The 14,650-nt window shown below is 57.9% G+C and carries 11 protein-coding genes; 3 read left to right on the forward strand and 8 right to left on the reverse strand.

What is annotated here, in order from left to right; all coding sequences use genetic code 11:
* Positions 1 to 112 precede the first annotated feature (112 nt).
* The 3 genes from RUA4292_RS06045 (at position 113) to RUA4292_RS06055 (ending at position 4,913) form a co-directional block, all read left to right on the forward strand.
* Positions 113 to 1,933: an ABC transporter transmembrane domain-containing protein gene (locus tag RUA4292_RS06045; protein ID WP_058276788.1), complete on the forward strand. Its 1,821-nt coding sequence runs from the start codon at positions 113 to 115 to the stop codon at positions 1,931 to 1,933.
* A gap of 154 nt (positions 1,934 to 2,087) precedes the next feature.
* On the forward strand, positions 2,088 to 3,977 hold the full coding sequence (locus RUA4292_RS06050) for an acyl-CoA synthetase (protein ID WP_058276789.1): 1,890 nt from the start codon (positions 2,088 to 2,090) through the stop codon (positions 3,975 to 3,977).
* Between the two features lie 12 nt (positions 3,978 to 3,989).
* Positions 3,990 to 4,913, forward strand: coding sequence for an alpha/beta hydrolase (locus RUA4292_RS06055; protein WP_058276790.1), 924 nt, complete (start codon positions 3,990 to 3,992; stop codon positions 4,911 to 4,913).
* A gap of 4 nt (positions 4,914 to 4,917) precedes the next feature.
* Here RUA4292_RS06055 and RUA4292_RS06060 read toward each other — a convergent pair whose 3' ends face one another.
* From RUA4292_RS06060 to dtd, 8 genes are all read right to left on the reverse strand, one after another.
* A complete protein-coding gene (locus RUA4292_RS06060; RefSeq protein ID WP_058276871.1) occupies positions 4,918 to 5,754 on the reverse strand; it encodes an alkaline phosphatase family protein in 837 nt (278 codons plus the stop codon).
* Positions 5,755 to 5,912: 158 nt separating this feature from the next.
* A complete protein-coding gene (locus tag RUA4292_RS06065; protein ID WP_058276791.1) occupies positions 5,913 to 7,550 on the reverse strand; it encodes an ABC transporter ATP-binding protein in 1,638 nt (545 codons plus the stop codon).
* A complete protein-coding gene (locus tag RUA4292_RS06070; protein WP_058276792.1) occupies positions 7,547 to 8,362 on the reverse strand; it encodes an ABC transporter permease in 816 nt (271 codons plus the stop codon). Before RUA4292_RS06070 ends, RUA4292_RS06065 begins: the two co-directional genes overlap by 4 nt.
* Complete coding sequence (locus tag RUA4292_RS06075) at positions 8,362 to 9,318, reverse strand: ABC transporter permease (RefSeq protein WP_058276793.1); 957 nt, start codon at positions 9,316 to 9,318, stop codon at positions 8,362 to 8,364. The genes RUA4292_RS06070 and RUA4292_RS06075 overlap by 1 nt, the downstream gene beginning before the upstream one ends.
* Positions 9,319 to 9,333: 15 nt before the next feature.
* Complete coding sequence (locus RUA4292_RS06080; RefSeq protein ID WP_058275605.1) at positions 9,334 to 10,920, reverse strand: ABC transporter substrate-binding protein; 1,587 nt, start codon at positions 10,918 to 10,920, stop codon at positions 9,334 to 9,336.
* 125 nt (positions 10,921 to 11,045) lie between these two features.
* Positions 11,046 to 13,040, reverse strand: a complete 1,995-nt coding sequence (locus RUA4292_RS06085) for a CocE/NonD family hydrolase (RefSeq protein WP_058276872.1) — start codon at positions 13,038 to 13,040, stop codon at positions 11,046 to 11,048.
* A gap of 51 nt (positions 13,041 to 13,091) precedes the next feature.
* Positions 13,092 to 14,195 carry a glycerate kinase type-2 family protein gene (locus RUA4292_RS06090; protein WP_058276794.1) on the reverse strand — a complete coding sequence of 368 codons (1,104 nt, stop codon included), beginning with the start codon at positions 14,193 to 14,195 and terminating at the stop codon, positions 13,092 to 13,094.
* Positions 14,195 to 14,632, reverse strand: a complete 438-nt coding sequence (dtd, locus tag RUA4292_RS06095; protein WP_058276795.1) for a D-aminoacyl-tRNA deacylase — start codon at positions 14,630 to 14,632, stop codon at positions 14,195 to 14,197. The genes RUA4292_RS06090 and dtd overlap by 1 nt, the downstream gene beginning before the upstream one ends.
* Positions 14,633 to 14,650 lie beyond the last annotated feature (18 nt).

Below are 14,650 nucleotides of genomic sequence, written 5' to 3' on the forward strand. Positions count from 1 at the left end.
TCTGCGTCAAATAGCCCTTTTATGTTGGGTCATATATTGTGGTGCTTGACCCGGCTTGCCGTGGCCGCCAAGAAGCGAACACTTAAGTGCGAAAAAGACGTAAGGGCCAATTATGGCGAACTCTGCCTCAGCCACGCCTAAGGGCAAACCTGCACCCGGCGCCACGGAAGAGCGTGCTGGATCGCGGAAGATAGGCGTTCTGTCGTCTCTCTGGCCATTTATGAAGCCGTATCGGGCCCTGATGACGGGTGCGGTATTGGCGCTGGTGTTGACGGCCAGCATGACGCTAACCCTGCCACTTGCGGTACGCCGAGTAGTCGACAATTTCCGAATTGAAGATGGCGAACTGCTGGATTGGTACTTTCTGGCGGCACTGGGCATTGCCGCGATTTTGGCGGTGGGAACTGGCATCCGCTATGCGCTGGTCACCCGGTTGGGTGAGCGCGTTGTGGCCGATATCCGCAAGGCCGTGTTTAACCGCGTCATAGGAATGAGCCCTGAGTTCTACGAAAGAGTCATGACCGGAGAGGTTCTCAGCCGTATCACCACGGACACGACCCTGATTCAGTCTGTGCTGGGATCGTCCGTATCCATTGCCTTGCGCAATATGCTTTTGTTCGCGGGCGGTTTGGTTCTAATGCTGCTGACTTCGGCCAAGCTAACAGGTTTGGTGCTTTTGCTGATCCCGGTGGTGGTGGTGCCGATACTTGTTCTGGGGCGTCGTCTGCGGGTCCTCAGCCGCGAAAACCAGGACTGGATCGCGGCCTCGTCGGGCAACGCGGGAGAGGCACTGAGCGCGGTGCAAACCGTTCAGGCCTTTACGCATGAAAAAGCCAGCCGGAAGCAATTCGGCGATATGACTGAAACCTCTTATGCGGTTTCTCTTCGGCGTATTCAAACGCGCGCCGTAATGACGGTAATCGTTATCTTCCTTGTATTTTCGGGCATCGTCGGCGTGCTGTGGATGGGGGCAAACGACGTTCGCAACGGCGTGATGACCGAAGGTGTTCTGATCCAGTTCGTGATCTACTCAATCATCATGGCCGGCTCTGTCGCCGCCCTCTCTGAGATTTGGAGCGAGCTGCAACGTGCAGCCGGCGCGACCGAGCGTCTGGTGGAATTGCTGAATGCGCAGGATACCGTGATTGATCCGGACAAGTCAGCATCGCTGCCTACACCTGTTCGGGGCGAGATCCGTTTTGAGGATGTGATCTTCCACTATCCGGCCCGTCCGGATGTGGTGGCGTTGGACCATCTGACCCTGTCGATTCAACCGGGTGAAACCGTGGCTTTCGTTGGTCCATCGGGCGCAGGCAAAACGACGGTCATCCAGATGATCCAGCGGTTCTACGATCCGGACGCCGGCCATGTCAGCCTGGATGGCGTTGACCTGCGTGACCTCGACCGATCCGATTTCCGGCAGCACATGGCATTGGTGCCCCAGGACCCGATCATCTTTGCAGCCTCGGCCCGCGAGAATATTCGGTTCGGGCGCCTGGACGCCTCGGATGCAGAGGTCGAGGCCGCCGCGCGCGCAGCTGCGGCACATGAGTTCATTTCGAAACTGCCCGAAGGGTATGACAGCTTCGTCGGGGAGCGTGGTGTGATGCTGTCGGGTGGTCAGAAACAGCGCATCGCGATTGCCCGTGCGATCCTGCGAGATGCGCCGGTTCTGCTGCTGGACGAGGCGACTTCGGCCCTGGATGCCGAAAGCGAACGCGCGGTTCAGGGCGCGGTTGACCAGATGCGCGCCGGGCGCACCACACTGATCGTGGCCCACCGTCTGGCGACGGTCAAAAAGGCGGATCGGATCGTTGTGATGGAAGCCGGTCAGATCGTGGCCCAAGGCACGCACGAGGATCTGGTCGTTCAGGATGGCCTGTATGCCCGTCTGGCGCGCCTGCAATTCACCGACGGAGTTGCGGCAGAATAGCCTGACGTCGGGGAAGTCAGTTTTACGCCGCTGCGTAATTCTACAAAATTGGGCGTGGCCCCTCTAACCCGTCGCTTGCACCTGCGGGGTTTTGCTTCCATCTTGTTTTGGAAAAAACCGCGCAAGACGCGGGAGAAAAACAGGGAGGAGTCACATGGCCTTTGTGGGTTTGGAAGACAAGGCGAGAATGGAGCAGGAAATGTCGTGGGAGGATCGGGATGTTCCGGTCACTTTCCACCAGTTGCTGTCACGCACAGCAGGCAAATTTCCGAACAGTGATGCGGTCAGCTTTCAGCTCATGTCTGGTCCGACAGAAAAGGCCGAGACTCTGACGTGGTCGCAACTGCTTGGCAAAGTCAATCAGGCAGCGAACCTGTTCCGGTCTTTGGGTGTCGGTGAGAAAGACGTGGTGGCATATGTGCTGCCCAACTGCAACGAAACGCTGGTCACCATGATGGGCGGTGCAGTCGCAGGGATCGTGAACCCGATTAACCCGCTGCTAGAGCCCGAGCAGATCGCCGCAATCCTGCGCGAAACCGGTGCCAAAGTGGTTGTGACATTGAAGTCCTTCCCCAAAACGGATGTGGCGCAAAAGGTCGAAGAGGCGGTGCGCCACGCGCCCAACGTCAAAACCATTCTCGAGATTGACCTCAACCGCTATCTGACGCCGCCAAAATCCTGGCTGGTGCCGTTCCTGCGTCCAAAGATGGGCGACAAGGAAAAACTGGCCCATGCGGATTACAAGAACTTCAATAAAGAACTGGCCAAGCAGCCTACGACGCTGACTTTCGAAGACAGTAAGGAAGATCGCGTTGCCTGCTTTTTCCACACCGGCGGCACAACGGGCATGCCGAAGGTCGCGCAGCACAAATACTCGGGCCTTATCTACAACGGCTGGCTGGGGAACACTCTGTTGTTCTCGGACGAGGACGTGATCATGTGCCCGCTGCCCATGTTCCACGTTTTTGCCGTACACGTGATCATGATGGCTGCTGTATCGTCGGGCGCCCATGTGGTCTTCCCAACGCCTGCGGGATATCGCGGCGACGGTGTTTTCGACAATTTCTGGAAATTGATTGAGCGCTGGAAAGTAACGTTCATCATCACCGTACCCACAGCGATTGCTGCCAAGATGCAGCGCCCCGTAGATGCGGACATCTCAAGCGTAAAGACGGCGTTCTCAGGTTCAGCGCCTTTGCCCGTCGAACTGTTCCGCAGGTTCGAAGAAGCGACCGGTGTGACCATCGTGGAAGGCTATGGGCTAACCGAAGCCACCTGCCTGGTGTCCTGCAACCCGGTGGACGGGGAAAAGAAGATTGGCTCGATCGGTATTCCGTTCCCCTATACGGATGTGAAAATCCTGCAGGATGGTCCGGACGGACCAAAGGAATGCGCCGCAGATGAAATCGGCGAGATCTGCATCTCGAACCCCGGGGTCTATGCCGGCAATACCTATACCGAGGCGGATAAGAACGTAGGTCTTTACCACTTCGACAAATACCTGCGCACAGGTGATCTGGGACGCTTTGACGGGGACGGCTACCTGTGGATCACAGGTCGTGCCAAGGACCTGATCATTCGCGGTGGTCACAACATTGACCCGGCCGAGATCGAAGAAGCTCTGCTGGGGCACGATGCTGTCGCGTTTGCCGGTGCCATCGGGCAGCCTGACGCCTATTCGGGCGAGGTGCCCTGCGCCTTTGTCGAACTGGTCGATGGAGCCTCGGTCACCGAGAAAGAGCTGATGGAGTATTGCAATGTGCATGTCCATGAACGCGCGGCACAACCCAAACACATGACCATTCTGGACGAGCTGCCCAAAACTGCCGTCGGAAAGGTCTTTAAGCCTGAGCTTCGCAAACAGGCGATCACGCGTATCTATAACGGCGCGTTGGAAGAGGCTGGTCTTGAGGCACGGGTCATTTCGGTCATCGACGATAAGAAACGCGGACTCGTTGCGCAGCTTGACGCGAAGGGTTCCGCAGAGGACGATGTCAGCAAGGTGCTGGGATCGTTCACCCGGCCGTGGGAGTGGGCTGCCTGACCGGGAGGAAACATGGATTATGAACGTCTGATTGATGAAGAGACTTGGGCGTTCATAAAACGAACGGCTGAAAGCTATCCCGATGATGCGGTCGAACAGTCGATCGAGGATCAGCGCCGGGTGTACGACACGATGTGTCGCGACTTTCGCCAACCCCGCCCGCAGGGGGTCGAGACTGAGGACAGGCAGGCATTTGGCGTGCCTGTCCGTGTCTACAATGCGGGTCAGCCGACGCGAACCGTCACTTATTTTCATGGTGGTGGATTTGTTGTTGGAGGTCTGGACAGCCACGATGATGTTTGCGCCGAGATCTGCGCGCAGACCGGATATCGGGTTGTGGCCGTGGACTACCGTCTGTGTCCCGAACATGTCCACCCGGCGCAGTTTCAAGACAGCTGGAATGCGACAAACTGGGTGGCGCAGGAATTCGGCGACCCGATTGTCCTTGCGGGTGACAGTGCCGGTGGCAACCTGGCGGCCGCAGTCGCCCAATACGGACGAGGTAAGTTGGACCATGTGCTGGGTCAGGTCCTGATCTACCCCGGTTTGGGTGGTGACAGCACGAAAGGGTCGTATATAGAGCACGCCCACGCGCCGCTTTTGACGCTGGATGAGATTCAGTTCTACGAAAAAGTGCGTTGTGGTGGTGATGTCCCGCAAGATGATCCGACCTTCGCGCCGCTTCACGACACAGATTTCTCGGGTCTTCCGCCGACCGTAGTGGTGACTGCAGATTGTGATCCGCTGCGGGATGATGGTGGCGCTTATTGCGACAAGGTTTCCGCCGCCGGAGGGCAAGCGCATTGGATCAACGAGCCGGGCCTCGTTCACGGCTATCTGCGCGCGCGTACCAGTGTTAAGCGCGCTGCAGACAGTTTTGAGAGGATTTCGGTCGCGATCGAGGCGTTGGGTCAGCAGATCTGGCCCTACGACTGATCTCTCACTTCAGGAACGGTTTCGCCTTCATCGTTTCGGCAATGGGCGCACCCATCCGGTTCAGGATCGTGGGCGCCAGCCGTAGCTGGTCGATCACCGTGTCGACCTCGGGGCCTTCCGCGTCGCCAAAGTAGTACAGTGCCGTTTCCTGTTGCAGCGGGCTGCGCCCGCCGTGATGTCCGCGTTCGTCCTGACCGTGATCGGCGGTCACGATGACCTCATAGCCTAGTTGCCGCCAACGCGGGATGAATGGTGCCAACATCTCATCCGCGACGAAACAGGCGTGGTCCATCTCCTCGCAATCATGGTAGAAACGGTGCCCCATACTGTCCAATGTGCAGGCATGCAGCAGGCCGTAATCCAGCCCATGACGCAGGCAAAGGTTGGTCAGAGTGGCATAGAGATCCACGTCAGACGGGGTCATCTGATTGGCTTTGCCATAGCCGGTCATGGTGTGAAAGCGGCCGTGGTTGATTGTCTTGCTCTCAGGCTCATCATATTCGATGTCGCGGACGTAATCGAACGGGTGACGGTTGAAGAACTGCGACCAATAGCTGTGGGTGACCGCACCGGTTACACCACCAGCTTCACGGACCTGGCCAAAGACGTCCTTATGGCCTAGGCGAAAGACATTACCGTTGCCGGTACAGCCATGCTCCTGTGGTGTGACACCGGTGTGGATCGAGGCATAGCAGCTGGCGGATGTGGACGGCAAAACAGCGCGCAGTTTCCACACGCGCGCCTCACCGCTGTCGACCCAACCTTCAAGGTTACCGAACAACCGTCGGAAATTGCGCCACGGAACACCGTCCAGGATGATAAGGAGTAGTTTGCGGTCCATGTCTTTGGCCTTTTGAATAAATATTTCTGGCGACCCTAGGGGATTCGCGATCAGGGCTCTGCCCGTTCGCGCCCCCAATAGCAAAATCCCGACACCTGTCATCGAACAAGGCGCCGGGATTTCAATTTTTCACTTACCTGTCACGGAAAGGGCAGGGGTCAGTTTCCGGCGCTTTCCATTTTGCGGTGGGCAACGACCTCTTCCAGCCAACCCAGATGCATCTCGGGGACGGAACTGAGCAGCAGGTCGGTATAGTCGTCGAACGGCGGGCTCAGCACCTCGCTTTTCGACCCATAGCGAACCACGCGACCCTGATACATCACCGCGATACTATCGCTGATCGCGCGCACCGTCGCCAGATCGTGGGTGATGAACAGGTACGCCACATCCTCGATCTTCTGAAGGTCCAGCAGCAGTTTCAGGATGCCGTCCGCAACCAGTGGATCAAGTGCCGAGGTGACTTCGTCACAGATGATCATCTTGGGCTTGGCCGCCAGTGACCGCGCGATACAGACACGCTGTTTCTGACCACCTGACAGTTCCGCCGGATAGCGGTCCATGTACTTTTCGCCCAGTTCGATCTCATCCAACAGCTCGATGATCCGCTTGCGTTTTTCGGCACCGCGCATGTTGAAGTAAAACTCCAGCGGGCGTCCGATGATCGTACCAACAGTCTGGCGTGGGTTCATTGCCACGTCGGCCATCTGGTAGATCATCTGCAATTCACGCAGGTCTTCGCGGCTGCGGCCCTTCAGATCACCACTAAGCTTGCGGCCAGCAAAGGTGATTTCACCATCGCGCGGCGGCAGCAAGCCTGTGATCACCCGCGCCAGTGTCGACTTGCCCGAACCGGATTCACCGACAACCGCCAGTGTCTGCCCCGGGTGAAGCTCGACATTGACGTTGTGTAGCACGTCAAAATTCAAACCCTTGTAGCGCGCGGTAATACCTTCGACGCTCAATACCGATTCCGGTGTGGGTTTTTTCTCTTCGTGCTCGATCGAGCGGACCGAAACCAGCGCCTTGGTATACTCTTCCTGCGGGTTGTTGATGATCTGGTCGGTATTGCCATACTCGACCGTATTGCCCATCCGCAGAACCATGATGTCATCACTGACCTGAGCAACAACGGCGAGGTCATGCGTGATGTAGAGCGCAGCCACGCCGGTATCGCGAATGGCCTCTTTAATCGCCATCAGAACGTCGATCTGAGTGGTCACATCCAGTGCTGTGGTCGGTTCATCAAACACCACAAGATCAGGCTCGGGGCACAGCGCCAGCGCCGTCATGCAACGCTGTAGCTGACCGCCCGAGACCTGGTGAGGGTAACGATCACCGATATTGTCCGGATCAGGCAGTCCTAGCTTGGCGAACAGTTCCCGGGCACGGCCTTCGGCCTCTTTACGCGAAAACTTCTTATGTTCGACCGCCGCTTCGACCACCTGATCCATGATCTTCTTCGCCGGGTTAAACGACGCGGCCGCGGATTGCGAGACATAGGCAACTTCGCCCCCACGCAGATTGCGGATATCGCTATGCGAGGTTTTCAGAATGTCGCGCCCGTTGACCCAGACTTCGCCACCGGTCAGTTCGACGCCACCGCGGCCATAAGCCATAGACGCCAGACCGATGGTCGATTTACCGGCACCGGATTCACCGATCAGCCCCAACACCTTGCCGCGTTCGAGGTCAAAGCTGACCCCGTGCACGATTTCGATGTCATGGGGCTTTTCGCCGGGCGGATAGACGGTCGCGCCAATCTTGAGGTTGCGGACCTTGAGAAGGGTATCACTCATCCCCGGCCTCCTTTCAGCGATGTGGTACGGTTCAGAACCCAGTCAGCTACAAGGTTGACCGAGATGGCGAGCGTCGCGATGGCGACAGCGGGGTATAGGGCCGCGCCGATGCCATAGACGATCCCGTCCTTGTTTTCCTTCACGATGCCGCCCCAGTCCGCCAGCGGTGGCTGGACGCCCAGACCCAGGAACGACAGGGTCGAGATGAACAGAACCATAAAGATGAACCGCAGCCCGAATTCAGCCACCAGAGGCGACAGAGCGTTTGGCAGGATTTCCCGGAAAATGATCCAGCGCCGACCTTCACCGCGCAGCTTTGCGGCTTCGACATAGTCCATCACGTTGATGTCCACGGCGACCGATCGAGAAAGTCGGTAAGGACGTGTGGCGTCCAACAGCCCCATCACAAGGATCAGGATCGGAACGGTCACCGGAACAATCGCCAGGATAACCAGTGCCAGGATCAGCGTTGGGATCGACATGATCAGGTCAACCATCCGGCTAAGCGCCTGGTCAGCCCAACCACCCAAAACCGCAGCCAATAGGCCCAGAGAGGTGCCAGTGATAAAGCTGAGGATCGTAGCCATCGCAGCGATAAAAATGGTCGTGCGACCACCATAGATCATGCGTGTCAGCAGATCGCGCCCGATGTTGTCCGTGCCCAGCAGATGCTCGGCGCTTGACGGTTCCCACACATCACCGACCACTTCAGCCATTCCGTAGGGGGCGATCAGTGGGGCTGCGATGGCTATGAAAAAGTACAGTCCGGTGAAAAACAGACCAACGGCGGCCGAAACAGGAATGTTCTTCATCATTTCGGATGCCTCAGTCTTGGGTTGGCAAGGATAGACACAATATCGGCAACCATGTTGAGCCCGATATAGACCGCGGCAAAGACGACACCGCAGGCCAGAACGACTGGCACGTCACGCTTGGTCACCGAATCCACCAGATATTGCCCCATGCCGGGATATACGAACACCACTTCGACAACGACGACGCCCACAACCAGATAGGCCAGGTTCAACATCACAACGTTGACAATGGGGGAAATCGCGTTGGGAAACGCGTGGCGCGCAATGACCTGAAAATTCGAGAGGCCTTTCAGTTCAGCCGTTTCGATATAGGCCGACTGCATCAGGTTCAGGATCGCAGCGCGGGTCATTCGCATCATCTGCGCCAGCACTACCAGTGTCAGAACGAAGGCAGGCAGGGCGATGGCATTGAGCTTTTGCCCGAAGGACATTGTGTCGTTGATCATTGCGAGTGAGGAGAACCAGCCCAGTTTCACTGAGACGAAGTAGATCACCACGTAACCGATCAGGAATTCCGGGATTGAAACCGTTGTCAGGGTGATTGCAGAAATCAGTTTGTCAGGCCAGCGGTTGCGGTACCGAACGGCCAGAAGGCCCAGAAAGATAGCAAGCGGCACGGATACGACGGCTGCAGCACAAGCCAGAAACAGGGTGTTGCCCAAGCGCTTTCCGATGCTTTCTGCGATGTCGAGTTTGTTGGTCAAAGACTGACCCAGATCGCCCTGCAGGATGCCGCCCAACCATTCGAAATATCGGGTTAGAGCGGGACGGTTGAGGCCCATTTCCTCGCGCAGGTTTGCCAGCGCCTCGGGGGTTGCGGATTGGCCAAGGACCGCTTGCGCAGCGTCCCCAGGCAGGGCTTCGGTGAGGCCGAAAATCAGAGCCGATGCACCGAAGAGAAGCAGGAGTCCCAGCGCAAGGCGCTGGGAAACCAGTTTGATGATAGGATGCATTATCCGTGGGCCCTATCAGGCGAACCACATCTTGCGTGACATGTTGCCATTCATCATCTCTTGGGTTGGGTCGCTTTCCCAACCTTCGAGCTGATTGGTGACGCCTTCGACAAAATCGTTGAACATCGGGCAGATCAGACCGCCCTGGTCGCGGACCATCATGCCCATTTTGCTGTAGATGTCCTTGCGTTTGTCGTTGTCCAGTTCGGCCCGTGCTGCAAACAGCATTTCGTCGAACTCTGGCACCTTGAAGCGGGTGTCGTTCCAGTCGGCAGTCGACAGATACGCTGTCGCGTACATCTGATCCTGCACCGGACGGCCACCCCAATAGGATGCGCAGAACGGCTGAACGTTCCAGACCTCCGACCAGTAGCCATCGTTGGGCTCGCGCTTGATTTCCAGCGGGATACCGGCCTGAGCCGCACTTTGCTGGAACAGGGCCGCTGCGTCAACGGCACCCGGGAAGGCGCCATCTGCAACACGCAGGATGATCGGCGAACCGTCATGGCCCGACTTCGCATAGTGCTCTGCCGCCTTTTCAAGGCTGTAGTCGCGTTGCGGGATAGAGCCGTCAAACAGCGGGTATGCCGCATTGATCGGCATGTCGTTGCCAATTGTGCCGTAGCCGCGCAGAACCTTGTCGACCAAGTCCTGGCGGTTGATTGCGTGTTTTAGCGCCAGCCGCAGTTCGTTGTTGTCGAACGGCGCGGTGTCGCAATGCATGATGAACACATAATGTCCACGGCCGGCGGTCGAGTGCACCGTCAAGTTCGGGGCGCGGCCCAGCAGATCGGCAACCTTTGGTTCAACGCGGTTGATCGCATGAACCTGACCGGACTGCAGAGCAGCCGTACGGGCAGTCGCATCGTTGATGACAATCACTTCGACGCTGTCGAAATTGCCGAAATCGGGGTTCCAGTGGTTGGCAAATTTCTTGAACACGTGGCGTACGCCCGGCTCATCGACTTCCAACTGGTATGGTCCGGTACCAATGCCCGCACCTGGGTTTTCCATTCCGCCATCAGGCTGAATGATCAGGTGATAGTCGGCCATCAGATACGGCAAGTCGGCATTTGGCTCAGTCAGGGTGACCTGGAAATTGTCGCCATCGGCCTTCATTGACTCGATGCCCTTCATGATACCCAGGGCACCGGACTTGGAGTCTTCGTTCGAGTGGCGCTCCATGGTTTTCAGCACGTCTTCGCTGGTCATGGTCTTGCCGTTGTGGAATTCGACGCCCTGACGCAGTTTGAACGTCCAAACTTTGGCGTCCGCGCTGCCTTCGACGGCTTCAGCCAGACGCGGCTCGATCGACCCGTCGGGCGCAACTTCCACAAGCTGGTCGCCGAATTGTTTGCCGTTCTGGAACGGCACCGAGCTGGCATAGGTCGCCGGATCCAGCGAATTGGTGGATTCGCCGCCCTGCAGGCCAAATTTCAGGTCGCCGCCCTTCTTCGGTCCTGCCGCGCGCGCAGCGTCAGCGAACATGGTGCTGGCCATCGCCGCCGACACACCCAGAGCCGCCGCTTTCCCCATGAATTCGCGACGGGTCAGTTTGCCCGCAGTGACCTGACCGGCCATGTGAGTGAGTTGTTCGTTCATTTAGTGATCTCCCAGTTGATTGAATTTCAGCCCTTCCCGGGCATTTTTATTGACGCATGAGTCAAGTTAGGCGCATTTCGGTCTACCGAGCAAGGACAAATGTCTGACCTTTGGCCACCAAAATATCACATCTGGTTTCGTGGAACGGCGTCCTCCGTTTGTTTAGAGAATACCAAGGTTTCGTTTTCAAAGGCACTTATTTGCGCCTTAAGAAAAAAGCTCTCTCGATCCGACCACATTTCGCAGGATGTTTCCGTGCGCAGGTCTATCCCGTCCCGACTGATCTCCTGTGTCCAGCGGCACTGCCCGTGGGCAGATAGCGGGTCGTCGGGGTGGATGGTCCAGCGTTCATATGCAGTGCCACCATGCGTAAGCCCGTGGTGATTGTCCGTTACGCGACCGAAATCGTCTTCGATGATCAATCGGGTTTCACCTGAATTCAAGTCAGTCTCCACCCGGCGAGAGTTGCTGCTGTCCCGCAGGGTCGTCACATCAATCGGGGTTTCAGAATCGGGCGGCTGAAACACATGCTCATCATCACCCGCGGTCGGCCGGTTCGGGATCTTGATCGTACCACCTTTCAGGTGCAGTTCGACGGGTTCGGGCGCTGGCCAGATCAGCGGCCAATACGCGCTAGACACAGCCACCCGCACGCGATGCCCTTTGGGAACGCGATAGGCGATGTGATCCAGGTCCAATGAGATTTCGTAGGGCGCTCCGGGCGTCAACGGAGTTGGTTGCGCGTGGCAATCTCGGTGCGACAGGTTCAGAACGCCATAGGTGATCTGGGTTGAGGCCCCATCCGGATGGACATGATTTAACCTAACGGCAATCTGTGCCTGCGGTCGGTCGGCACTGACATTCAGGCAAATGCGCGGAGCGCCGACAATATCCAGATCTTCCGACAAAGGCGGGCCATCGAAACAGGCGGACAACGCATCATCGGCGCGCTGATCTCCCGGCATGTCCGGGCCCAGCCAAATTGCGCAATACTCGCCGCCATCCATGCCGCAGGTTTGGGGCGACTGGATCCGCGTGTCCAGCGGCTCATCTTGCCCGAGCCCATCGTTCGACAGGTTCAAAGTTAGGTTGGACAAATGCGAGGTCGCGCCGGCTTGCTCGCTGATCCAGCGCCCGGGTCTGTTGTTGTACCACCGCTTTGGGCGGACGCCGTCCATCAGATACGCTCGATAGTCTGGGTCGGTTTCAACGCCGCTTTCCAGACCCTTCAGCCAATGATCCCACCAACGCAGCGCCTCTTGCAGAAAACCGATCCTCGGTTCGGGCACTGCGAAATGCGGGTATTTGTGCACCCATGGCCCCACGATTCCCTTGACCGGAGCGCTAAGCTGTTCGACCAGCAGCGGCACGGTGTTCTTGTACGCGTCACCCCAGCCGCCTATGGCCAAAGTCGCCGCGCGGATCGCGCTGAAGTCTTCGCAGATAGAGCCATGCTGCCAATAGGCGTCGCGCGTCTGGTGGCGCAGCCAGACCGAGGGTAGGAACGGTTGGTTTTCCAAACGCTCAAGCCATAACTCCCGCCAGTTGGGGCGCAGCGTAGGGTCCGGTGCGCGGGATGAGTACGACCACATGGTCGCGCCCCAACCTAGGTTTTCATTCAGCAAGCATCCGCCCTTAAAGTGGATGTCGTCTGCGTAACGATCTGCGGTTGAACACAGAGTGATAATTGCTTTCAGCGGCGTGGGTTGAAGGGCGGCAACCTGAAGCGCGTTGAACCCGCCCCAACTGATTCCCATCATCCCAACGGTGCCCGAACACCACGGCTGATCCGCCAGCCATTGAATTGTGGAAACGGCATCCTCCAGCTCTTGCTGGGTGTACTCGTCTTCCATCAACCCTTCGCTGTCTCCATTGCCGCGCATGTCCACACGAAGGCAAGCATAGCCGCGTTTGGCAAACCATGGATGGGTCAGGGCATCCCGCGTCGCCGTGCCGTCGCGCTTGCGATAGGGCAGGAACTCCAAAATGGCCGGAACGGGGTTGCTGTCCGCATCCACCGGGCGCCAGACACGCGCTGAAAGACGACATCCATCCGGCATCACTATGCCGACATCCGGTAGATCTTCGATATCGCATAGCGAATTGGGCGAGCGAGTCATTTCGGAAGTCTTTCGGTCTTTGTCTTTTTGCAACGTACTAAAATCGTCAAATCACTGTTTGATTGCGACAACAAGGTCCATCACGTTCGTTCCAGTTGGGCCTGTCACCAGTAAAGCCCCGGACTTGTCCAGAAAACTACCACTGTCTGCCTGCTGCAAGGCGGTCTCGGCCCCTTTGCCCCAAGTTTTGCCGTCGACTACAGCTCCGGCCGCATTGGTTGGGCCATCGGTGCCATCGGTACCACCGACAACAACAATCAAGTTTGGTGTTCCAGCTATTTCCCGGGCGAGTGCCAGCGCCAGAGCCTGATTGCGCCCGCCACGGCCCGGCTTGTCCGGCAAAACCACCGTTGGTTCGCCGCCGAAAACCATGACGCCGGGGGGCATATCCCTCAGGCGTTGCCCGATAAGGGATGCGACGCTTAAGAAGTCGTCATGCAGGCATTCTTCGTCAGCCAGCAATTGCAATCCGTCTCGGCGCGTCATATCTGCGGCTGCCAAGCGTGCATGGGCGTTCGAAGCAACGATCTTGGTCGTGGCGTGAAATTTGTAAGTGTCAGGCAATGCGCCAATTCCCGATCCGATGACGTTCAGGTCGTCCCCGGGCACATCCGAGATTGCCAGAACGGTCGCTTTGGCCCCGTTGAAATGGGACAACAGCCCGCCGCCCTTAATCCGCGACAGCTTTCGACGCTCGGCATTCATTGCGGTGATATCCAAACCTTCGGCCAGCAGCCTTGTGTTCAATTGCGCCAGATCTGCCAAAGAGTTACCCGGCAGTAAGTCCTCTGCCAAGGATGATGCCCCGCCCGAAACCAGCAGCAGCACATGGGAACCAGGTGCCATCACCTCGATCGCTTCGCGCAGGGCGCGGCCACCGTCCAGACTGCGTGTGTCCGGAACCGGATGAGAGGCTTCGATCAACTGCACATGTTCCGGCAGGTCGCGCCCATGATCGTCCTTGGTGACAACCAACGTCGGACGCGGGCCGAAATGGTCCAATGCCGCGCTGGCCATCGCTGCGGCTGCCTTGCCGACGGCCAAAATCCGGTCGGGCGTTGGGACCTCATCCAGAGCAGCTTTGGTGGCTCGTTTTCCGTCAACCGCATCAACACCGGCCTGCCAAATACGAATTGCCTGTTGCCTTTGGTCCATCAGCTTTCCATCCAAATTGTGACTGGTCCATCATTGACCAGCTCTGCCGCCATGTCGGCCCCGAACTGCCCGGTTTCGACGGGCACGCCATGGGTCTGCAACCGCCGCGCAAACTCTTCATAGAGGCGCTGCCCCACATCAGGGGGGGCGGCCTCGGAAAATCCCGGCCGGTTCCCGCGCGAGGTATCGGCGGCCAGCGTGAACTGGCTGATCACCAGCGCCGAGCCACCCACATCCACGACAGAGCGGTTCATCTTGCCGGTGTCATCTTTGAAAATACGCAGCTTTGAAACCTTGGCCGCCAGTTGTTCGACCTTTTGTTCGTCGTCACCCTTCATCGCACAGACCAGGATCATCAGCCCCGGACCGGACTGCCCAACCGTTTGTCCGTCAACCGAGACTTTTGCCCGGGAAACCCTCTGTAAAAGTGCACGCAAATCTGTTCTCCGTTTGGT

Origin of the sequence: Ruegeria atlantica, from assembly GCF_001458195.1 — a bacterium.
Taxonomy (GTDB): Bacteria; Pseudomonadota; Alphaproteobacteria; order Rhodobacterales; family Rhodobacteraceae; genus Ruegeria; species Ruegeria atlantica.

What these genes read in the sequence shown, in the direction of transcription:
- RUA4292_RS06065 (WP_058276791.1), bottom strand. Translation starts at nt 7,550, where the DNA reads ATGAGTGATACCCTTCTCAAGGTCCGCAACCTCAAGATTGGCGCGACC.
- RUA4292_RS06070 (WP_058276792.1), bottom strand. Translation starts at nt 8,362, where the DNA reads ATGAAGAACATTCCTGTTTCGGCCGCCGTTGGTCTGTTTTTCACCGGA.
- RUA4292_RS06050 (WP_058276789.1), top strand. Translation starts at nt 2,088, where the DNA reads ATGGCCTTTGTGGGTTTGGAAGACAAGGCGAGAATGGAGCAGGAAATG.
- RUA4292_RS06045 (WP_058276788.1), top strand. Translation starts at nt 113, where the DNA reads ATGGCGAACTCTGCCTCAGCCACGCCTAAGGGCAAACCTGCACCCGGC.
- RUA4292_RS06055 (WP_058276790.1), top strand. Translation starts at nt 3,990, where the DNA reads ATGGATTATGAACGTCTGATTGATGAAGAGACTTGGGCGTTCATAAAA.
- RUA4292_RS06090 (WP_058276794.1), bottom strand. Translation starts at nt 14,195, where the DNA reads ATGGACCAAAGGCAACAGGCAATTCGTATTTGGCAGGCCGGTGTTGAT.
- RUA4292_RS06080 (WP_058275605.1), bottom strand. Translation starts at nt 10,920, where the DNA reads ATGAACGAACAACTCACTCACATGGCCGGTCAGGTCACTGCGGGCAAA.
- RUA4292_RS06060 (WP_058276871.1), bottom strand. Translation starts at nt 5,754, where the DNA reads ATGGACCGCAAACTACTCCTTATCATCCTGGACGGTGTTCCGTGGCGC.
- RUA4292_RS06075 (WP_058276793.1), bottom strand. Translation starts at nt 9,318, where the DNA reads ATGCATCCTATCATCAAACTGGTTTCCCAGCGCCTTGCGCTGGGACTC.
- RUA4292_RS06085 (WP_058276872.1), bottom strand. Translation starts at nt 13,040, where the DNA reads ATGACTCGCTCGCCCAATTCGCTATGCGATATCGAAGATCTACCGGAT.